Below are 19,021 nucleotides of genomic sequence, written 5' to 3' on the forward strand. Positions count from 1 at the left end.
GATGACCCAGCCGATCCGCTATTCGATTGTCCCGAAAGATCTTGCCGCGCACCTGTTCGAAGTGACGGTGACGGTTGCCGATCCCGATCCCGAGGGCCAGCGTTTCTCGCTGCCGGTATGGATTCCGGGCAGCTATCTCGTGCGCGAGTTCGCGCGCAACATCGTGACGCTCGGCGCGTTCAACGACGCGGGCCGCAAGGTGCGCATCGCGAAGACCGACAAGCATACGTGGCAGGCCGCGCCCGTCACCGGCGCGCTGACGCTGCGCTACGACGTGTATGCGTGGGACCTGTCGGTGCGCTCCGCTTATCTCGACGAATCGGGCGGCTTCTTCAACGCGACGGCCGTGTTCCTGAGCGTCGCGGGCCGCGAGGAGGCGCCCTGCGAAGTCGACATCGCGAAACCGGCCGGCGCGGCGTTCCGCACGTGGCGTGTCGGCACCGCGCTGCCCGAGGCGCGCGGCACGAAGCGCTACGGTTTCGGCGCGTATCGTGCAGCGAACTACGACGAACTGTCCGACCATCCGGTGACGATCGGCGAATTCGCGCTCGCGACGTTCGACGCGCACGGCGTGCCGCATGACATCGTGATCGCCGGACGCGTGACCCAGCTCGACCTGGAGCGGCTGCGTACCGATCTGAAGCGCGTGTGCGAAGCGCAGATCGCGCTGTTCGAGCCGAAATCGAAGAAGGCGCCGATGGACCGCTACGTGTTCATGACGCTTGCAGTCAGCGACGGCTACGGCGGCCTCGAGCATCGCGCGTCGACCGCGCTGATCTGCAACCGGACCGACCTGCCGGTGAAAGGGCGCCCCGAAACGACGGAAGGCTATCGCACGTATCTCGGGCTTTGCAGCCACGAGTATTTCCACACGTGGAACGTGAAGCGCATCAAGCCGGCGGCGTTCGTGCCGTACGACCTCACGCGCGAGAACTACACGTCGCTGTTGTGGCTGTTCGAGGGCTTCACGTCGTATTACGACGACCTGATGCTGGTCCGCAGCGGGCTGATGTCGCAGGACGAATATTTCGCGGCGCTGGGCCGCACCATCGGCGGCGTGCTGCGCGGCACGGGCCGGCTCAAGCAGAGCGTCGCGGAAAGCTCGTTCGACGCGTGGATCAAGTACTACCGCCAGGACGAGAACGCGACCAACGCGATCGTCAGCTATTACACGAAGGGCTCGCTCGTCGCGCTGGCATTCGATCTCGCGATCCGTGCGCGGACGCGCAACCGGAGGTCGCTCGACGACGTGATGCGCCTGCTGTGGCAACGCTACGGCCGCGACTTCTATCGCGGCAAGCAGACGGGCGTGGAAGAAAACGAAGTCGAGACGCTGATCGAGGAGGCGACGGGCGTCGCGCTCGGCCGCCTGTTCGCCGACGCCGTGCACGGCACGCGCGATCTGCCGCTTGCCGAACTGCTCGCGCCGTTCGGCGTGACGCTGGCGCCCGACGTCGCGACCGGCGCGGCCGCGAAGCCGACGATCGGCGCGCGTTTGCGCGGCGGCGCGGACTGCACGCTCGCGGCGGTCTACGAAGGCGGCGCCGCGCATCGCGCGGGGTTGTCGGCCGGCGACACGCTGATCGCGGTCGACGGGCTGCGCGTGACGGGCACGAACCTCGATGCGCTGCTCGCGCGCTACCGGCCGGGCGACAAGATCGAGGTTCACGCGTTTCGCCGCGACGAGCTGCGCACCGCGAAACTGAAGCTCGACGGCCCGGACGTCACGCGCTACCGGCTGACGGCGGCCGCGAAGCCGGCTGCGGCCACGAAGGCCCGCGAAGCCTGGCTGAAGGGATAATCGTCCGAAAGCGGGTATCGGGGCGCGATCAAGGATTGTTCTGCTGCTGCAACAATCCGTCGCCCTGGGCCCGCTTTTTCGCGGTCATGCGGCCACGCACAATGGCGTCACTCGCGCTACCGAAGCGCAACCCCACCGGAGCCTGACATGACGACCATTCTGCAAATCAATTCCGCTGCGCGTTCGCAAGGTGCGCAATCCACGCTGCTGGCCAACGAACTGACGGCAAAGCTGCAACAATCGAACCCCGGCGCGAACGTCGTGGTTCGCGATCTGCTGGCCGATGCGCTGCCGCACCTCGACGAATCGGTGCTCGGCGCATTCTTCACGCCGGCCGACAAGCGCACCGCGGAACAGAATGCGATCGTCGCGAAGAGCGATGCGCTGATCGCCGAGTTGCAGGCTGCCGACATCATCGTGATCGGCGCACCGATGTACAACTTCGGCATCTCGTCGCAACTGAAGACGTATTTCGACTGGATCGCCCGCGCAGGCGTCACGTTCCGCTACACCGAGAACGGTCCGGAAGGCCTGATCAAGGGCAAGAAGGTTCACGTGGTGACGGCCCGCGGCGGCAAGTACGCCGGCACGCCGAACGACAGCCAGACGCCGTACCTGCGCACGTTCCTCGGCTTCATCGGCCTGACCGACGTGAGCTTCATCTTCGCGGAAGGCCTGAACCTCGGCCCGGATGCGCAAAGCGCCGCGCTCGCCAGCGCGCGCGAGGCGATCGCCGCCGCGTAACGCGTGAGGTCGACGCGGGTGCGACGCACCGGCTGCGTCACCCGATAAAAAACGCCGCGCCCCGAAAGGGGCGCGGCGTTGTTGCATTCGGGCCGGCGAACCCGCCGCCTGGGCCGTTACGCGAGCGTTTCGGCCACGTCCGGCAGACGCCAGTCGATCGGCTCGCGGCCTGCTTCGACCAGATAGTCGTTCGCGAGCGCGAAATGGCGGCAGCCGAGGAAGCCGCGATGCGCGGACAGCGGCGACGGATGCGGCGCCTCGAGCACGCAATGCGCGTTCGCGTCGAACAGTGCGCGCTTGGCCTGCGCGTGCGCGCCCCACAGCATGAACACGAGCCCGCGATGACGGCCGGCGAGCTCGCGGATCAGCGTGTCCGTGCATTGCTCCCAGCCGCGCTTAGCATGGCTCGCGGCCGCGCCGCGCTCGACTGTCAGCACGGTGTTGAGCAGCAGCACGCCCTGGCGTGCCCACGTGTCGAGGCAGCCGTGCCGCGGCGTGTCGTGACCGAAGTTCGCGGCGATTTCCTTGAAGATGTTGCGCAGCGACGGCGGCGTGCGGACGGCCGGCGGCACCGAGAACGCGAGGCCGTGCGCCTGCGGCGTGCCGCGATCGTCGCCGTGGTACGGATCCTGGCCGAGGATCACGACCTTCACGTCGTCCGGGCTCGTCAGGCGCAGCGCGCGGAACACGTCGGTCGGGTAGACCGTCTTGCCGGCCGCACGCTCCTCATCGACGAAGCGGCACAGCGGCGCGTACGCGTCGCTGTCGGTGAACGGTTTCAGCACGTCGCGCCAGACAGCCGGCAGCGCGTCGAATTGCGCGGCGAGATGCGGTACGTCGGCGGCGGCGGGTCGCGGCGCCGCGGCGGCCGAGGCCGGCTCGGGCATGGGCGCGGGTGCGGGTGCTGCGGTTTTCTTCGCTGCTTTGCGCCGAGCGGCAGGCGGCTCGGAAGCCGGGGACGGAATATCGTCCGGTGCCGTTTCCGGCACGGGATCGTCGAACAGCGACGCCTGTTGCGGCGCGCGGGAAGTCTTGCGGGTTGCCATGCGTGATGCGGGTTTATTGCGCGCGCAGCCGGTAGCCGCGCTGCGCCTTGCTGATGTTTTCGGGGGCGAGGCCCGGCAGCGCCTGCTGCAATTCGGCGGCGAGCGTCGCGAGCGCCGTTTCCGGGCCGTCGATCAGTTCGAGTTCGATTTCGCTGATCGGTTCGCGGCGCGTTTCGTGTTCCGCCTGGACGACGATCTCGCCGAGGTCCACCGCGGCCTCGACCGTCGCGCCGCCGATGGCGATGCGCCACAGCGTACGCGAAAAATCCGTGCGGAACAGCGCATGCAGCGCGCCGGCCGCGTCATTCAGCGCGGCGGCGGCTTCCGGCACGTCGCAGGCCGCGACGAGCGCATCGATTTCGAGCGCGTCGCCCGCGACCGGCAGTTCCCATTCGTGGCGGCTATGCAGGCCGCCTTCCGCGCTGCCGACCGTCTTGAACGTCTGCAGCCAGCCGTCCGGCGTGCGGCGCACGCGCACCGCGCTCTTCGAGCGCGCCAGCGCGAGGTCGGGCGTGTCGTAATAGACGTTCGCGAGCGTGATCGCGTGACCGGGTTCGCCGGTCAGCGTCTCGAAGAAGCGGCGCGCGGCATCGGCCTGGCCGGCCGGCAGCGCGAGCTTGATTTCCTTTTCGATCGCCATCAGAAGAACATCCGTGCGAGTTCCTCGCCCGGCTGATCGGCGCGCATGAACGCCTCGCCGACGAGGAACGTGTTCACGTTCGCCGCGCGCATCGTGTCGACGTCGGTACGCGACAGGATGCCCGATTCGGTCACGACGATGCGGTCCGCCGGAATCATGTCCAGCATGTCGAGCGTGGTCTGGATCGACGTCTCGAACGTGCGCAGGTTGCGGTTGTTGATGCCGAGCAGCGGCGTCTTGAGCGTCAGCGCCTGTTCCATCTCGTGGCGGTCGTGCACTTCGACGAGCACCGCGAGGCCGAGCGAATGCGCATAGGCCTCGAGATCCTGCATCAGCGGCGTGTCGAGCGCGGCGGCGATCAGCAGGATCGCGTCGGCGCCCATCGCGCGGGCTTCGACGATCTGGTACGCGTCGACGATGAAGTCCTTGCGCAGCACCGGCAGCGTGCAGGCCGCGCGCGCTTCCTCGAGGTAGCGGACGCCGCCCTGGAAGAACTGCTCGTCGGTCAGCACCGACAGGCACGCGGCGCCGTGCGCCGCATACGAGCGCGCGATGTCGGCCGGCACGAAATGCTCGCGCAGCACGCCTTTCGACGGGCTTGCCTTCTTGATTTCGGCGATCACGGCGGCGTTGCCGGCCGCGTGCTTCGCGCGCAGCGCGCCGACGAAGTCGCGCAGGTCGCGCGCGGATGCTTCGAGTTTCAGTGCCTCGAGCGGCGTGCTGCGCAGGGCCGCCGCGATTTCTTCGCGCTTGACGGCGATGATTCGGTCGAGAATGTCGCTCATGTGGGTTCCTGCTGGATTCGTAAGAGGGTCAGCGCTTGAACTGCTGCGTGAAGCGCACGAGTTCGTCGACTTTCGCGCGGGCCTTGCCGCTTGCGATCGCTTCGCGGGCGAGCTGGATGCCGTCCGCGATCGACTCGGCGATATTGGCCGCATAGAGCGCGGTGCCCGCGTTCAGCGTGACGATCTCGCGCGCGACGCCAGGCTGGTTGTCCAGCGCGCCGAGCAGCATCGTGCGCGATTCGTCCGCATTTTCCACCTTCAGCGTGCGGTTCGACACCATCTGCAGGCCGAAATCCTCCGGATGGATCTCGTACTCGTGCACCTTGCCGTCGCGCAACTCGCCGACGAGCGTCGCGGCGCCGAGCGACACCTCGTCCATCCCGTCCTTGCCGTACACGACGAGCACGTGCTGCGCGCCGAGGCGCTGCATCACGCGCACCTGGATGCCGACGAGGTCGGGGTGAAACACGCCCATCAGCTGGTTCGGCGCGCCGGCCGGATTGGTCAGCGGGCCGAGGATGTTGAAGATCGTGCGCACGCCGAGCTCGCGGCGCACGGCCGCGATGTTCTTCATCGCCGGATGATGGTTCGGCGCGAACATGAAGCCCATGCCGGTTTCGGCGATCGACGCGGCGACCTGGTCCGATTGCAGATCGATGTTCACGCCGAGCGCTTCGAGCACGTCGGCGCTGCCGGATTTGCTCGACACGCCGCGGTTGCCGTGCTTCGCGACCTTCGCGCCCGCAGCCGCCGTGACGAACATCGACGCGGTCGAGATGTTGAACGTGTGCGAGCCGTCGCCGCCGGTGCCGACGATGTCGACGAAATTCGAGTTGTCCTGCACCTCGACGTGGTTCGCGAATTCGCGCATCACGGTCGCGGCGGCGGCGATCTCGCCGATCGTCTCCTTCTTCACGCGCAGCCCGGTGATGATCGCGGCCGCCATCACGGGCGACATGTCGCCGCGCATGATCAGCCGCATCAGGTGGAGCATTTCGTCGTGGAAGATTTCGCGGTGCTCGATCGTGCGCTGCAGCGCTTCCTGCGGGGTAATCGTCATCGTGCGTCTCCCGTCACGCGGCCGGTGCGGCGGCATGGGCCGCTGCGCGATGCTGCTTCAGGAAATTCTCGAGCAGCGCGTGGCCATGCTCCGAGAGAATCGATTCCGGGTGGAACTGCACGCCTTCGACCGGCAGCGTCTTGTGGCGCACGCCCATGATCTCGCCGTCGTCGGTCCACGCGGACACCTCGAGGCAGTCGGGCAGCGATTCGCGCTCGATCGCGAGGGAGTGATAGCGCGTGACGTCGAAATGCTTCGGCAGATCGGCGAATACGCCGCGGCAATCGGTTTCGATCCGGCTCACCTTGCCGTGCATGATGGTCTTCGCGCGCACGACGCGGCCGCCGAATGCTTCGCCGATCGCCTGGTGGCCGAGGCAGACGCCGAGGATCGGCTTCCTGCCCGCGAATTCGCGCAGCACGTCGAGCGTGATGCCCGCGTGCTGCGGATTGCTCGGGCCGGGCGACAGGCAGATGGTGTCGGGGTTCAGGCGCGCGATGTCGTCGAGCGTGATTTCGTCGTTGCGGCAGGTACGCACGTCCTCGCCGAGTTCGCCGAAGTACTGGACCAGGTTGTAGGTAAACGAGTCGTAGTTGTCGATCATGAGCAGCATGGTCAGTCTCCGGTCAGAAGTCGCTATCGAGGCCGTCCTGGACCTGTTCGGCCGCACGCAGCACCGCGCGCGCCTTGTTCTCGGTCTCTTGCCATTCGGATTCGGGCACCGAATCGGCGACGACGCCGGCCGCCGCTTGCACGTACAGGTTGCCGTTGTGGATCAGGCCCGTGCGGATCGCGATCGCGAGATCCATCTCGCCCGAGAACGACAGGTAGCCGACCGCACCGCCGTACAGCCCGCGCTTGACCGGCTCGAGCTCGTCGATCAGTTCCATCGCGCGCACCTTCGGCGCGCCGGACAGCGTGCCGGCCGGGAACGTCGCGCGCAGCACGTCGTAGTTCGTCATGCCGGGCTTCAGCTTGCCTTCGACCGAGCTGACGATGTGCTGCACGTGCGAGTACTTCTCGATCACCATCTTGTCGGTCACCTGCACCGAGCCGATTTCCGCGATGCGGCCCACGTCGTTGCGCGCGAGGTCGATCAGCATCACGTGCTCGGCGATCTCCTTCGGATCGTTCAGCAGCTCGGTCGCGAGTTCCGCATCACGCTCGGGCGTGTTGCCGCGCGGGCGCGTGCCGGCCAGCGGCCGGATCGTGACGATCTGGTCGTCGCCGCGCTTTTCCTGGCGCACCAGGATTTCCGGCGACGCGCCGACCACGTGGGAATCGCCGAAGTTGTAGTAATACATGTACGGCGACGGGTTCAGCGAGCGCAGCGCGCGGTACAGCGACAGCGGATTGTCGCGATACGGCTTCGTGAGCCGCTGGCCGACCTGGATCTGCATCAGCTCGCCGGCCGCGATGTATTCCTTCGCCTGGCGCACGGCGGCCAGGTAATCCTCCTTCTTGAATTCGCGGAACGTCTCGGTGCGCACGCTCGCCGACGTGACGGGCGGCTGCACGGTCGTGCGCAGGCGCTGCTTCAGTTCGCGCAGGCGCTGTTTCGCCTTCGCGTACGCTTCGGGCTGGCCCGGATCCGCGTAGATGATCAGGTAGAGCTTGCCGGCGAGGTTGTCGATCACCGCGACTTCCTCGGTCAGCAGCAACTGGATGTCGGGCAGGCCGAGATCGTCGCGCGGCGCGGTGTTCGCGAGCTTCTTCTCGATGTAGCGCACCGCGTCGTAGCCGAAGTAGCCGGCGAGGCCGCCGCAGAAACGCGGCAGGCCCGGGCGCTGCGCGACCTTGAAGCGGGCCTGGAACGATTCGATGAACTGGAACGGGTCGCCTTCGTGCGTCTCGACGACCTGGCCGTCGCGCACGACTTCCGACACGCCGTTGCGGGTGCGTACGAGCGTGCGGGCGGGCAGGCCGATGAACGAGTAGCGGCCGAAGCGTTCGCCGCCGACCACCGATTCGAGCAGGAACGAGTTGGCGCCCGCGCGTTCGGGCTGGGCCAGCTTCAGGTAGAGGGACAGCGGCGTTTCGAGATCGGCAAGGGCTTCCGCGATCAGCGGGATGCGGTTGTAGCCTTCGTTCGCGAGCGATTGGAATTCGAGTTCGGTCATGTTCCGGTCCTGTTCGGGACGAGCGGCGCGTGCGCCAGGGATCATTTGACGCTGCGCGGGTGGCCGTCGGCGAAAGGGCGGTCGATCGAGAAGTGCCTGTTGCCGGCCGGCACTCCGGGCGTGAACGTCGCGAGCCTGCGGCGGATCCTGAACGCGAGCGTTCGGGCGCGGTGGAACTCGAGGTGGTGCGACGGTCGGCGCGCGGATGCGCAGCGAGATAAAAAACGGCGCTGAAGACGTGCTTCAGCGTACCTCATCGAAGAGGTTAGCGCGACCAGCGACGCCAGGGCCAGGCTCCCCGGTCGATGCTGCTCAGACTCCGTTTTTTATTCAGAAACATGCGGATGGAAGAAATAATCAGACGGTTGGCCGGCCGGCATTGTGCGCGGAAATTGCGCGAGCCGCGACCAGCAACGAATCGACTATACCATCCGAATTTATCGTTTGTATAGCTTTGCCGTGGTTGTAGCCGTACGGCACCGTCAGCGTCGCCATCCCGGCCGCGCGGCCTGCCAGCGCGTCGTTTTCCGAGTCGCCGATCGCGACCGCGGCGCCCGGCGCGACGCCGAGCGCGTCGCAGGCCGTCAGCATCGGCAGCGGATCGGGCTTCTTGCGCGCGACGCTGTCGCCGCCCAGCACGATGCCGAAGCAGCCGGCCAGCCCGTATTGTTCGAGCAGCTCGACCGCGAAGCGGTGCGGCTTGTTCGTCACGCACGCGAGCCGGATGCCGGCCGCGCGCAATGCGTCGAGGCCGGCTGCCACGTCCGGATAGAGACGCGTGTGGCGACCGTTGATCTTCGCGTATTCGGTCTGGTAGATCGCCAGTGCGTCGTCGAAGCGCGCGTGCGCTTCGTCGGCCGGCAAGCGCGGCTTCAGCACGCTCTGGATCAGGTGTTCGGAGCCCTTGCCGACGTAGCCGATGACTTCGTCGCGCGACGTGGCCGGCGCGCCGAGCTGCGCGAGCATCCCGTTCAGGCCGGCGGTGAAATCGTCGGCCGTGTCGACCATCGTGCCGTCGAGGTCGATCAGCGCGGCATCGATGCGCGGCGCGACGAACCGGATCGATGCCGCGCCCGTGGCTGCCCCGGCCGGCGCGTGGCCGGCGAACGACGAGTCGGCCACGGTGTCAGCTCCGCTCGACGGTGGCGAGCGCCGCGCGCATCTCGTCGATCACCTTGCGGTAGTCGGGCTTGCCGAAGATCGCCGAACCGGCGACGAACGTGTCGGCGCCGGCCGCCGCGATTTCCGCGATGTTGTCGGCCTTCACGCCACCGTCGACCTCGAGCAGAATCTCGCGGCCGGTGCGCTCCGTGTACGCGTCGAGGCGCGCGCGCGCTTCGCGCAGCTTGTTCAGCGTTTCCGGAATGAACGACTGACCGCCGAAGCCGGGGTTCACCGACATCAGCAGCACGAAGTCGAGGCGGTCCATCACGTGGTCGAGGTAGTTCAGCGGCGTGGCCGGATTGAACACGAGGCCGGCCTTGCAGCCGTGGTCGCGGATCAGCGACAGCGTGCGGTCGATGTGGTCGGAGCCTTCCGGGTGGAAACTGATCAGGTTCGCGCCGGCCTTCGCGAAATCGGGCACGATCCGGTCGACCGGGCGCACCATCAGGTGCACGTCGATCGGCACCTGCACGTGCGGGCGGATCGCCTCGCAGACGAGCGGGCCGATCGTGAGGTTCGGCACATAATGGTTGTCCATCACGTCGAAGTGAATCCAGTCGGCGCCGGCGGCGACCACGTTGCGGACTTCTTCGCCGAGCCGGGCAAAGTCGGCCGACAGGATGCTGGGAGCGATGCGGAATTGAGTCATGGCAGGGGAGCGGGGACGTTGCGGCGCAAAACCGTCATTCTACCGTCCGGCGACCCGGTGCGCGGCGGCAGGCCGTGCGGTTGCCGCCCGATTGCGCATAGAATGCCGAACCAATGCGGCGCGCCTGCGGCCCGGCCGCTCGAATCGGCGCGCGCGGTTACCTACAGCGGACACACCATGAGTCAGTATCAGTTCACCGTTTCGGTGAAAACCAGCTACTTGCCGGAACAATCCGACCCCGATCACCGTCAATACGCATTCGCGTACACGCTGACGATCCGCAACACCGGACAGGTCGCGGCGCAGCTGATCGCTCGTCACTGGATCATCACGGACAGCGAGAACCACGTGCAGGAAGTGAAGGGGCTCGGCGTCGTCGGGCACCAGCCGCTGCTGCAGCCGGGCGAGCATTTCGAATACACGAGCTGGGCCGTGATCGCGACGCCGGTCGGAACGATGCGCGGTGCGTACTTCTGCGTGGCCGAGGACGGCGAGCGTTTCGAGGCGCCGGTCGACGAGTTCGCCCTGCACATGCCGCGCACGCTGCATTGAGCGTGCGGCGCGCGTCAGCGCGGCTGGCGGTCGTTGTGGCGGGCCGGCTTCTTTCTGCCCGACGACGTCCAGACGACGATGAAGATCAGCAGGGCAAGCGCTACGAAGGCTTCGAGCGCGAAGATGAGCATCGGATATTGGTCGAGAAAATCTGACATGGCGGTTTCCATCAAGAACGGACATTGTATGTGGTTTGGGCCCCGGCTGGCCGGGTGGATGGCCGCAGCCGCGGCGGCGGCGCTGCTCGCCGCGTGCGGCGGCGCGCCGACGCGGACCTCCGCGCTGAAGCCGCCGACCGGCGGGGCGATCGTGCCGGGGCAGGTCGCCGCGAAGCGGCTCACGCCGGTCGCGTGGCAGCAGGTGCCGGGCTGGCAGGACGATTCGCTGATCGGCGCGACGGCCGCGTTGCGGCAGAACTGCGCGCGGCTCGCACGCCAGCCGGCCTGGACGCGCGCTTGCGCGGCCGCCGACCGGCTCGACGAACTCGACGTCAGCAGCGCACGCGCCTTCTTCGAAACGTATTTCACGCCGTTCCAGTTCGCGAATACCGACGGTACGCTCGACGGGCTCGTGACCGGCTATTACGAGCCGCTGCTGCACGGTTCGCGCGTGCGCCGCGGCCCGTATCAGTACGCGCTCTATCGCTGGCCGGCCGGCTATCGCGCGGGCGCCGCGCTGCCCGCACGCGCGCAGCTCGAGCGCGCCGGCATCCTGAACGGCAACGAACTCGTATGGGTCGACGATCCGATCGAGGCGTTCTTCCTGCAGGTGCAGGGCTCGGGGCGCGTGCTGCTCGACGACGGTTCGGTGATGCGGGTCGGCTTTGCCGGTACCAACAACCAGCCGTACCGTTCGATCGGCAAGTGGCTGCTCGATCGGGGCGAGCTGACGCCCGCACAGGCGACGATGCAGGGCATCAAGGCCTGGGCGAAGGCGAACCCCACGCGCGTCGACGCGCTGCTCGACACGAATCCGCGCTTCGTGTTCTTCCGCGACATGCCGACCAAGGAGGATGCGCCGCACGGCGGCGCGGACGGCCCGATCGGCGCGCTCGGCGTGCCGCTGACGCCGGAGCGCTCGATCGCGGTCGATCCGTCGTCGATTCCGCTCGGCACGCCGGTGTTCCTGCAGACCACGCGTCCGCTGACGAATACGCCGATGAACCGGCTCGTGTTCGCGCAGGATACGGGCTCGGCGATCAAGGGCGGCGTGCGGGCAGACTATTTCTGGGGGCTCGGCGACGACGCGGGCGACCAGGCCGGCCGGATGAAGCAGGTCGGCCGGATGTGGCTGCTGTTCCCGAATTCGTGATTTGGGGCAGGGCGGGCTGCCCGGATGGTGGCCCGCGCATGAGACTCGGCATTCGCGGTGCGTCTCCTGCGCGTGGCGCGTGCCGGCCTGATCGCCGGTGTGCCCACGTGATTTCAGTTCGCGTGATCCGGTGAGTGTCACGTCGAACGACGCTTGGAGTAAAGCAGCCCGATCGGCGTTGGCCGACCGGGCTGTTTCGTTTGCAGGCGCGCGCTCGCCGCCGCGCGCCGCACGTGCGTCGCGCGACTTCAGCCCTTGCGTTTGTCGACGACGCGGCGCGCCTTGCCGACCGAGCGCTCGATGCCGTTCACCGGCACCACGTTGATCACGGCCGTCACGCCGATCAGCGACTTGATGTCGTACGCGAGCGCCTGTTTGGCCGCCTGGATCGCCGCGGTATCGGGCGCGGTTTCCGGGCACGGCTCGACGTTGAGCGTCAGCACGTCGAGCGGGCCTTCCTTCGTCAGCACGATCTGATAGTGCGGCGCGAGCGCGCGCTGCTTGAGCAACTGTTCCTCGATTTGCGTCGGGAACACGTTGACGCCGCGCACGATCATCATGTCGTCCGACCGGCCGGTGATCTTCTCCATCCGGCGCATCGTCCGGGCGGTGCCCGGCAACAGGCGCGTGAGATCGCGCGTGCGGTAGCGGATGATCGGCAGCGCTTCCTTCGTCAACGACGTGAACACGAGCTCGCCGAGCTCCCCGTCGGGCAGCACTTCGCCGGTTTCCGGGTCGATGACTTCCGGATAGAAGTGGTCTTCCCAGATGGTCGGACCATCCTTGGTCTCGACGCATTCGGACGCCACGCCGGGGCCCATCACTTCGGACAGCCCGTAGATGTCGACCGCGTCGATGCCCATCCGCTGTTCGATTGCGACGCGCATGTCGTTGGTCCACGGCTCCGCGCCGAAGATGCCGATGCGCAGCGAACTCTTGACGGGATCGAGGCCCTGGCGCTCGATCTCGTCGGCGATCGACAGCATGTAGCTCGGCGTGACCATGATGATGTCGGGCCGGAAATCCTGGATCAGCTGTACCTGCTTTTCGGTCTGGCCGCCGCCGAACGGGATCACGGTGAGGCCTGCGCGCTCGGCGCCGTAGTGCGCGCCGAGCCCGCCCGTGAAGAGCCCATAGCCGTAGCTGACGTGCACCTTGTCGCCGCGGCGCGCACCGGCGGCACGGATCGACCGGGCGACGAGGTTTGCCCACGTGTCGATATCGGCGGCCGTATAGCCGACGACCGTCGGCTTGCCGGTCGTGCCGGACGACGCGTGGATGCGCGAGATCTGGTCTTGCGGCACCGCGAACATCCCGAACGGATAGCTGTCGCGCAGGTCGCCCTTGGTCGTAAACGGAAAGCGCGACAGGTCGGCGAGCGTCTTCAGGTCGTCCGGATGCACGCCCGCTTCGTCGAACTTGCGGCGATAGACGGGCGAGTTGTCATACGCATGCCGGAGCGACCACTTGAGGCGTTCCAGCTGCAGCGCGGTCAGCTCGTCGCGCGAGGCGGTCTCGATCGGCTCGAGCGGTAGCGGGGTAGTCATGCATGTCTCCAGTGTTTGTTATGGGCGAGCCGTCGACGTCAGCGGTCTTCCGGGATGACCGTACCCTTGATCTGGGCAGATTTGCCGCGAAACATCGCAACCGTGTCGCCTGTCTGGTTCGTGACGCGGATGTCGTAGATGCCGTGGCGGCCGGCGCGCGCCTGTTCGACCGCCTCAGCCGTCAGCACGTCGCCGCCGTGCACGGGGCGCAGGAATTCGATCGAGCAGCCGGCCGCGACCGCATTCACGTTGTACGAGTTGCATGCAAACGCGAACGTCGAATCGGCGAGCGTGAAGATGATCCCGCCGTGGCAGGTCTGGTGACCGTTCAGGAATTCGGGCCGCACGCGCATCTGCAGACGGGCGTAGCCGGCGCGTACTTCGGCGATTTCCATGCCGAACGCGCGACTGCACGCATCGGCGTCGTACATGGCCCGCGCGGTGGCGCGGGCGAGCGAGTCGGGGTCGAGGGTGGCGGTCGCGTTCGTCATGTCAGCGCCCCTCGAAGCGCGGTGCACGCTTCTCGATGAAGGCCTTCACACCTTCCGCGTAGTCATGCGACTGGCCGAGCTTGCGCTGCAGGTCGCGTTCCAGATCGAGCTGCTGATCGAGCGTGTTCGTAATGCCGTCTCGCATCGACTGCTTGATCGATGCGATGGCGAGCGTCGGCTGCTGCGCGAGCTGGGTGGCGAGCTGGCGGGCCGTCGCGACGAGCGCATCGTCGTCGACCGCGCGCCAGATCAGGCCCCATTGTTCGGCCTGTTCCGCGCCGAGCTTGTCGCCGGTCAGCGCGAGCCCGAGCGCGCGAGCCATGCCGATGCGTTGCGGCAGGAACCATGTGCCGCCCGAATCGGGTACGAGCCCGATCTTGACGAAGGCTTGAATGAAACTGCTCGAGCGCGCGGCGAACACGAGATCGCACGCAAGTGCGAGATTCGCGCCGGCGCCGGCGGCCGTACCGTTGACGGCGGCGATCACCGGAATCGGCAGACGCTGCAGGCGGCGGATCAGCGGATTGAAATGCTCGTCGATCAGTGTGCCCAGATCGCTGGACGCGCCCGGTGTGAAGTCGAGGTCGGCCAGGTCCTGGCCCGCGCAAAAGCCGCGCCCCGCACCCGTCAGAATCAGCGCGCGTGCACCGGCCGCGTCGACTTCATCGAGCGCCGACTGCAGTTCGCGATGCATCGCCCGCGTGAAGCTGTTCAGCTTGTCGGGGCGGTTGAGCGTGATCGTGGCCACGCACGCGGCCTGATCGATATCCAGCTGGATCGCCTGATAGGACATGCAGTATCTCCGTCATGACTTCGTTATAGGCGCGCGGCGCGTCGGTTACACGCGTTCGATCGCGAGCGCGATGCCCTGGCCGACGCCGATGCACATCGTACAGAGCGCGAAGCGGCCGCCGGTGCGCTCGAGTTGATGGAGCGCCGTGGTGACGAGCCGGGCGCCCGATGCGCCGAGCGGGTGGCCGAGCGCGATCGCACCGCCGTTCGGGTTCACGCGTGGATCGTCGTCGGCGACGCCGAGCATGCGCAGCACGGCGAGACCTTGCGACGCGAACGCCTCGTTCAGTTCGATCACGTCGAACTGGTCGATACGCATGCCGAGCTGGTGCAGCAGTTTCTGCGTGGCCGGCGCGGGACCGATGCCCATCACGCGCGGCTCGACGCCGGCGGTCGCCATGCCGACGACGCGCGCGCGGCGACGCAGGCCATACTGGTCGGCTGCCTGCGCATTGGCGAGCAGCAGCGCGCAGGCGCCGTCGTTGACGCCCGATGCGTTGCCGGCCGTCACGGAGCCGTCGGGGCGTACCACGCCCTTCAGCTTCGCGAGCGCTTCGAGGGACGTTTCGCGCGGATGCTCGTCGCGCGACACGACGACGGGCTCGCCTTTCTTCTGTGGAATCGTGACCGCGACGATTTCCTCAGCGAGCGTGCCGTCCTGCTGGGCCCGTGCGGCCTTCTGCTGGCTGCGCAGCGCGAAGAGGTCCTGATCGGCGCGGCTGATGTGGTAGTCGACCGCGACGTTCTCGGCCGTCTCCGGCATCGAATCGACGCCATACAGCTGCTTCATCAGCGGATTGACGAAGCGCCAGCCGATCGTCGTATCGAAGATGTCGGCCTGGCGCGCGAACGCGCTCGCGGCCTTGCCCATCACGAACGGTGCGCGGGTCATGCTCTCGACGCCACCTGCGATCATGAGGCGCGCTTCACCCGCCTTGATCGCGCGCGCGGCCGTGCCGACCGCGTCCATCCCGGAGCCGCAGAGCCGGTTCAGCGTCGCGCCGGGCACGGCGGTGGGCAGGCCCGCCAGCAGCGCCGACATGCGTGCGACGTTGCGGTTGTCCTCGCCGGCCTGATTCGCGCAACCGTAGATCACATCGTCGATCGCCGCCCAGTCGACGTCGCGATTGCGCTCGATCAGCGCCTTGAGCGGCACCGCGCCGAGGTCGTCGGCACGAACATCTTTCAGTGCGCCGCCGTAGCGGCCGATGGGGGTGCGAATCGCGTCGCAGATGTAGGCGTCTGTCATGGGCGTATCGATGAGTGACGAACCCGCCGGGTGGCGGATTCGTTCATGGTAGAGAACATGGCGGCGTTTGCACGTCGGCCATTAGGGCTATGCCGTCTGGCCAGCTTCCGCAGGTACCGCCTTCGGGGCAACATGGACCCGGCTTTGCACCACGCGGAACCGGTTGGCGACGAACGCGGGGTCGGCCAGCGCCGCGTTGGCCGCCGGGTTCGCGCCCGTTCCGTGGAAGTCGGAGAACGCGGCCGACTGGTTCACGAATACGCCGCCCGTCAGGTTGATCGACAGCGCGACGCCGCCACGCACCGCCGCGTCGTGTGCGGCGTCGAGGATTGCGTCATCGGTGCTGTAGACGGAAAGGGTCAGCGCGCCGTGTTCGGCGGCGATTTCACCGGCCAGATCGAGCGATTGCGCGGTCGAGTCGGTCGCGATCACGAACGAGATCGGGCCGAACCATTCCTGCGTGAATTTTTCGCGGTCGGCCACGTCGAGCTGCAGCACGAGCGGCGTGCGCACACGCGCATCGGGGAAGGCGGGATGCTGGAGAGCCACGCTATCCGCAAGCACGCGGCCGAGCTTGCGCGCGTCGTCGATGCGCGCGGTCACGCCTTCGTTCTGGATTGCGCCGATCAGTTCGACCGAGCGTGCCGGGTCGCCAGTGAGTTTTTGCACGGCAACCGCGATTGCTTGCGCGACTTCGTCGAAGCTCGCATGGCCGTCGGCGGTCCGGATGCCGTCGCGCGGTACGTAGATATTCTGCGGCGCCGTGCACATCTGGCCCGAGTACAGCGCCAGCGAGAACGCGATGTTCTTCGCGGCGGCTTTGAGGTCGTCGGTCGAGTCGATCACGATCTGGTTGACGCCCGCTTTCTCGGTATAGACCTGGGCTTGGTGGGCATGGTGTTCGAGCCACGTGCCGTTTTGCGTGCTGCCGGTGAAGTCGATCAGCTTGATCTCGGGGCGCAGCGCGAGATCCTGGACGAGGGCGCCGTCGTTGGGCTCGGTCGCGAGGAGCGTGACGACGTTCGGATCGAATCCGGCTTCGCGCAGCACGTCGCGGGCGATTCGGACCGTGATGGCAAGCGGCAGGATCGCGCCAGGGTGCGGTTTGACGATCACGGTATTACCGGTTGCCAGATCGGCGAACAGGCCCGGGTAGCCGTTCCATGTCGGGAACGTGCAGCAGCCGAGCACGAGGCCGGTGCCGCGCGGCACGATCGTATAGCGCTTGTGCATCGCAAGGGGAGGGTTCTTGCCTTGCGGCTTTTCCCAGTGTGCATCGGCCGGAATGCGGCGCAGTTCGTCCCATGCATAGGCGACGGCTTCGAGCGCGCGGTCCTGTGCGTGCGGGCCGCCGGCCTGAAACGCCATCATGAAGGCCTGCCCGGTGGTGTGCATCACGCTGTAGGCAATTTCGAAGCTGGCGCGGTTCAGGCGCGCAAGGATTTCGAGGCTAACGCCGATCCACGCGCTCGGGCCGGCTTCGCGCCACGTACGTTGAGCGGCGGCTGCGGCAGCGATCAGTGCGTCCGGCGTGGATTTCGGATACCGGATGCCCAGCGCGATGCCGTATGGCGAGCGCTCGGCGCCGACCGTTTCACCGGACGCGGGCTGGTCAAGCACGAAGGTCTTGTGGAGGTGCGACTTGAACGCCGCCTCGCCGTCTGCGCTTGCGCTTTCCCCGTACACTTTGGGGCTCGGCATTTCGGCGAACGGGCTCCAGTACCCGCGGCTCTCGATGGCGGCGAGTGCGTGTTTCAGCGTGTCTTCGTGCTTCGTGAGCAGGGCATGGGTCATGGCGGCGGCCTGATGAACGTTGAGAGGGATCGGATCGATTAATTAACCGACCGGTTGGTCGGAGAATGGTAGCATCAAACTATTCGCATGTGCGAGGCGTTTCTCATTTCATTGATCGAGGAGAAATAGATGGCTTACGAAAACATCCTGGTGGAGACCCGGGGGCGCGTTGGTCTGGTGACGCTCAACCGCCCGAAGGCGCTGAATGCGCTGAACGATGCATTGATGGACGAGTTGGGTGCCGCGCTGAAGGCGTTCGATGCGGACGACGACATCGGCGCGATCGTCGTGACGGGCAGCGAGAAGGCGTTCGCGGCCGGCGCGGACATCGGCATGATGGCAACCTACTCCTATATGGATGTTTATCGGGGTGACTACATCACGCGCAACTGGGAGGCGGTCCGCGAGATCCGCAAACCGATCATTGCTGCGGTTTCGGGCTTTGCGCTGGGCGGCGGCTGCGAACTCGCGATGATGTGCGACATCATCTTCGCGGCGGACACGGCCAAGTTCGGCCAGCCGGAAATCAAGCTGGGCGTCATGCCGGGGGCGGGTGGCACGCAGCGCCTGCCGCGCGCGGTGTCGAAGGCGAAGGCAATGGACATGTGCCTGACCGCGCGGTTCATGGACGCCGTCGAGGCCGAACGTGCCGGGCTCGTCTCGCGCGTGCTGCCGGCCGACAAGTTGCTCGACGAGGCGATTGCCGCCGCGACGACGATCGCCGAGTTCTCGCTGCCGGCGGTCATGATGGTCAAGGAGTCGGTGAACCGCGCGTACGAGACGACGCTGGCTGAAGGCGTCCACTTCGAGCGCCGGTTGTTCCACTCGTTGTTCGCAACGGAAGACCAGAAGGAAGGGATGGCGGCATTCGTCGAGAAGCGGAAGCCTGTTTTCAAGCACCGCTGATCGGACTGCGTCGGGGCGGGTGTCCGATGGCTGGCCTGTATCGGTTGCGGGCGGGATCGCCTTGTCCGGTTCATCAAAAAAGGCCTCCGTGCGCGACAGCGCACGGAGGCCTTTTCAAAGTTTCTTCACAAAGAGCTTGCGTGGATGGGGGCGGGTGCTTAGAATCACGCCTCTTTCGCGCTACCGGAAACGCGGCGCGGGAGGAGGGAAGCGGTGCTGTTGGGGTTCGGTGGTAACGAGCCGCGGCGGCGCAGGAAGTTGAGCCCCGCAGTCGCAACGAAGTCGTTCAGAAAGTTGTTGACGAGCTGCGAAACACGGTTCATAATCTCGCTTCTCTGCTGCTGAAAACGCAGCGCTGCCGAGGGGTCTC

The 19,021-nt window shown here is 66.9% G+C and carries 20 protein-coding genes; 5 read left to right on the forward strand and 15 right to left on the reverse strand.

Translation table 11 applies throughout. The annotated features are described in order from the left end of the window. The first annotated feature begins 1 nt into the window (after position 1). Positions 2-1,801, forward strand: a complete 1,800-nt coding sequence (locus CFB52_RS02425; protein ID WP_099316034.1) for a M61 family metallopeptidase — start codon at positions 2-4, stop codon at positions 1,799-1,801. Positions 1,802-1,948: 147 nt separating this feature from the next. Then, positions 1,949-2,545 carry an FMN-dependent NADH-azoreductase gene (locus tag CFB52_RS02430; RefSeq protein ID WP_059577049.1) on the forward strand — a complete coding sequence of 199 codons (597 nt, stop codon included), beginning with the start codon at positions 1,949-1,951 and terminating at the stop codon, positions 2,543-2,545. 116 nt (positions 2,546-2,661) lie between these two features. On the opposite strand, the gene CFB52_RS02435 is transcribed toward CFB52_RS02430, so the two are convergent. The 8 genes from CFB52_RS02435 to rpe all read right to left on the reverse strand — a co-directional run bounded on the left by CFB52_RS02435 (position 2,662) and on the right by rpe (position 10,009). Next, on the reverse strand, positions 2,662-3,591 hold the full coding sequence (locus CFB52_RS02435; RefSeq protein WP_089464513.1) for a uracil-DNA glycosylase: 930 nt from the start codon (positions 3,589-3,591) through the stop codon (positions 2,662-2,664). A 13-nt stretch (positions 3,592-3,604) separates the two neighbouring features. Then, positions 3,605-4,231 (reverse strand): CYTH domain-containing protein, encoded by a 627-nt coding sequence (locus tag CFB52_RS02440; RefSeq protein WP_089464514.1) that lies wholly within the window; start codon positions 4,229-4,231, stop codon positions 3,605-3,607. Then, positions 4,231-5,016, reverse strand: coding sequence for an indole-3-glycerol phosphate synthase TrpC (gene trpC, locus CFB52_RS02445; RefSeq protein ID WP_054928329.1), 786 nt, complete (start codon positions 5,014-5,016; stop codon positions 4,231-4,233). The genes CFB52_RS02440 and trpC overlap by 1 nt, the downstream gene beginning before the upstream one ends. 28 nt (positions 5,017-5,044) lie before the next feature. Next, positions 5,045-6,076 (reverse strand): anthranilate phosphoribosyltransferase, encoded by a 1,032-nt coding sequence (gene trpD, locus CFB52_RS02450; protein WP_059577389.1) that lies wholly within the window; start codon positions 6,074-6,076, stop codon positions 5,045-5,047. A 13-nt stretch (positions 6,077-6,089) separates the two neighbouring features. Beyond that, positions 6,090-6,689 (reverse strand): aminodeoxychorismate/anthranilate synthase component II, encoded by a 600-nt coding sequence (locus CFB52_RS02455; protein WP_059577040.1) that lies wholly within the window; start codon positions 6,687-6,689, stop codon positions 6,090-6,092. 13 nt (positions 6,690-6,702) lie between these two features. Next, on the reverse strand, positions 6,703-8,196 hold the full coding sequence (gene trpE / locus CFB52_RS02460; RefSeq protein WP_059576950.1) for an anthranilate synthase component I: 1,494 nt from the start codon (positions 8,194-8,196) through the stop codon (positions 6,703-6,705). Positions 8,197-8,553: 357 nt separating this feature from the next. Further along, positions 8,554-9,318, reverse strand: a complete 765-nt coding sequence (locus CFB52_RS02465; RefSeq protein WP_099316035.1) for a phosphoglycolate phosphatase — start codon at positions 9,316-9,318, stop codon at positions 8,554-8,556. 4 nt (positions 9,319-9,322) lie between these two features. Beyond that, positions 9,323-10,009, reverse strand: a complete 687-nt coding sequence (gene rpe / locus CFB52_RS02470) for a ribulose-phosphate 3-epimerase (protein ID WP_059576943.1) — start codon at positions 10,007-10,009, stop codon at positions 9,323-9,325. A 177-nt stretch (positions 10,010-10,186) separates the two neighbouring features. Here rpe and apaG point away from each other — a divergent pair, with 177 nt between their 5' ends. Continuing rightward, positions 10,187-10,561 (forward strand): Co2+/Mg2+ efflux protein ApaG, encoded by a 375-nt coding sequence (apaG, locus tag CFB52_RS02475; protein WP_034187476.1) that lies wholly within the window; start codon positions 10,187-10,189, stop codon positions 10,559-10,561. Between the two features lie 14 nt (positions 10,562-10,575). Here apaG and CFB52_RS34965 read toward each other — a convergent pair whose 3' ends face one another. After that, on the reverse strand, positions 10,576-10,719 hold the full coding sequence (locus CFB52_RS34965; protein WP_226094281.1) for a hypothetical protein: 144 nt from the start codon (positions 10,717-10,719) through the stop codon (positions 10,576-10,578). Between the two features lie 28 nt (positions 10,720-10,747). On the opposite strand from CFB52_RS34965, the gene CFB52_RS02480 reads away from it, so the two are divergent. Beyond that, entirely contained in the window at positions 10,748-11,872 is a 1,125-nt protein-coding gene (locus tag CFB52_RS02480) for a murein transglycosylase A (RefSeq protein WP_257219860.1), read from the forward strand. A 248-nt stretch (positions 11,873-12,120) separates the two neighbouring features. On the opposite strand, the gene paaK is transcribed toward CFB52_RS02480, so the two are convergent. The 5 genes from paaK to paaN form a co-directional block, all read right to left on the reverse strand. After that, entirely contained in the window at positions 12,121-13,419 is a 1,299-nt protein-coding gene (gene paaK / locus CFB52_RS02485; RefSeq protein ID WP_099316036.1) for a phenylacetate--CoA ligase PaaK, read from the reverse strand. A 38-nt stretch (positions 13,420-13,457) separates the two neighbouring features. Further along, the gene (gene paaI / locus CFB52_RS02490; RefSeq protein WP_059576938.1) at positions 13,458-13,910 is read right to left on the reverse strand and encodes a hydroxyphenylacetyl-CoA thioesterase PaaI; all 453 of its coding nucleotides are present in this window, start codon (positions 13,908-13,910) and stop codon (positions 13,458-13,460) included. Position 13,911: 1 nt separating this feature from the next. Further along, positions 13,912-14,703 carry a 2-(1,2-epoxy-1,2-dihydrophenyl)acetyl-CoA isomerase PaaG gene (paaG, locus tag CFB52_RS02495; protein WP_099316037.1) on the reverse strand — a complete coding sequence of 264 codons (792 nt, stop codon included), beginning with the start codon at positions 14,701-14,703 and terminating at the stop codon, positions 13,912-13,914. A 45-nt stretch (positions 14,704-14,748) separates the two neighbouring features. Continuing rightward, positions 14,749-15,951: a 3-oxoadipyl-CoA thiolase gene (pcaF, locus tag CFB52_RS02500; RefSeq protein ID WP_059576932.1), complete on the reverse strand. Its 1,203-nt coding sequence runs from the start codon at positions 15,949-15,951 to the stop codon at positions 14,749-14,751. Positions 15,952-16,038: 87 nt separating this feature from the next. Further along, positions 16,039-17,745 carry a phenylacetic acid degradation protein PaaN gene (gene paaN / locus CFB52_RS02505; protein WP_099316038.1) on the reverse strand — a complete coding sequence of 569 codons (1,707 nt, stop codon included), beginning with the start codon at positions 17,743-17,745 and terminating at the stop codon, positions 16,039-16,041. A gap of 129 nt (positions 17,746-17,874) precedes the next feature. Here paaN and CFB52_RS02510 point away from each other — a divergent pair, with 129 nt between their 5' ends. Continuing rightward, complete coding sequence (locus CFB52_RS02510; protein WP_059576928.1) at positions 17,875-18,651, forward strand: enoyl-CoA hydratase; 777 nt, start codon at positions 17,875-17,877, stop codon at positions 18,649-18,651. A gap of 164 nt (positions 18,652-18,815) precedes the next feature. Here the strand turns inward: CFB52_RS02510 and CFB52_RS34925 are convergent. After that, the coding region (locus CFB52_RS34925; RefSeq protein ID WP_218964203.1) for a hypothetical protein at positions 18,816-19,021 on the reverse strand (206 nt) is incomplete at its 5' end.

This window comes from Burkholderia sp. AU18528, from assembly GCF_002223215.2.
GTDB classification, from domain to species: Bacteria; Pseudomonadota; Gammaproteobacteria; order Burkholderiales; family Burkholderiaceae; genus Burkholderia; species Burkholderia semiarida.

What these genes read in the sequence shown, in the direction of transcription:
- pcaF (WP_059576932.1), bottom strand. Translation starts at nt 15,951, where the DNA reads ATGACAGACGCCTACATCTGCGACGCGATTCGCACCCCCATCGGCCGC.
- CFB52_RS02440 (WP_089464514.1), bottom strand. Translation starts at nt 4,231, where the DNA reads ATGGCGATCGAAAAGGAAATCAAGCTCGCGCTGCCGGCCGGCCAGGCC.
- paaN (WP_099316038.1), bottom strand. Translation starts at nt 17,745, where the DNA reads ATGACCCATGCCCTGCTCACGAAGCACGAAGACACGCTGAAACACGCA.
- paaG (WP_099316037.1), bottom strand. Translation starts at nt 14,703, where the DNA reads ATGTCCTATCAGGCGATCCAGCTGGATATCGATCAGGCCGCGTGCGTG.
- apaG (WP_034187476.1), top strand. Translation starts at nt 10,187, where the DNA reads ATGAGTCAGTATCAGTTCACCGTTTCGGTGAAAACCAGCTACTTGCCG.
- trpD (WP_059577389.1), bottom strand. Translation starts at nt 6,076, where the DNA reads ATGACGATTACCCCGCAGGAAGCGCTGCAGCGCACGATCGAGCACCGC.
- rpe (WP_059576943.1), bottom strand. Translation starts at nt 10,009, where the DNA reads ATGACTCAATTCCGCATCGCTCCCAGCATCCTGTCGGCCGACTTTGCC.
- CFB52_RS02430 (WP_059577049.1), top strand. Translation starts at nt 1,949, where the DNA reads ATGACGACCATTCTGCAAATCAATTCCGCTGCGCGTTCGCAAGGTGCG.
- CFB52_RS34965 (WP_226094281.1), bottom strand. Translation starts at nt 10,719, where the DNA reads ATGTCAGATTTTCTCGACCAATATCCGATGCTCATCTTCGCGCTCGAA.
- CFB52_RS02425 (WP_099316034.1), top strand. Translation starts at nt 2, where the DNA reads ATGACCCAGCCGATCCGCTATTCGATTGTCCCGAAAGATCTTGCCGCG.
- trpC (WP_054928329.1), bottom strand. Translation starts at nt 5,016, where the DNA reads ATGAGCGACATTCTCGACCGAATCATCGCCGTCAAGCGCGAAGAAATC.
- CFB52_RS02435 (WP_089464513.1), bottom strand. Translation starts at nt 3,591, where the DNA reads ATGGCAACCCGCAAGACTTCCCGCGCGCCGCAACAGGCGTCGCTGTTC.
- CFB52_RS02510 (WP_059576928.1), top strand. Translation starts at nt 17,875, where the DNA reads ATGGCTTACGAAAACATCCTGGTGGAGACCCGGGGGCGCGTTGGTCTG.
- CFB52_RS02455 (WP_059577040.1), bottom strand. Translation starts at nt 6,689, where the DNA reads ATGCTGCTCATGATCGACAACTACGACTCGTTTACCTACAACCTGGTC.
- paaI (WP_059576938.1), bottom strand. Translation starts at nt 13,910, where the DNA reads ATGACGAACGCGACCGCCACCCTCGACCCCGACTCGCTCGCCCGCGCC.
- trpE (WP_059576950.1), bottom strand. Translation starts at nt 8,196, where the DNA reads ATGACCGAACTCGAATTCCAATCGCTCGCGAACGAAGGCTACAACCGC.
- CFB52_RS02480 (WP_257219860.1), top strand. Translation starts at nt 10,748, where the DNA reads ATGTGGTTTGGGCCCCGGCTGGCCGGGTGGATGGCCGCAGCCGCGGCG.
- paaK (WP_099316036.1), bottom strand. Translation starts at nt 13,419, where the DNA reads ATGACTACCCCGCTACCGCTCGAGCCGATCGAGACCGCCTCGCGCGAC.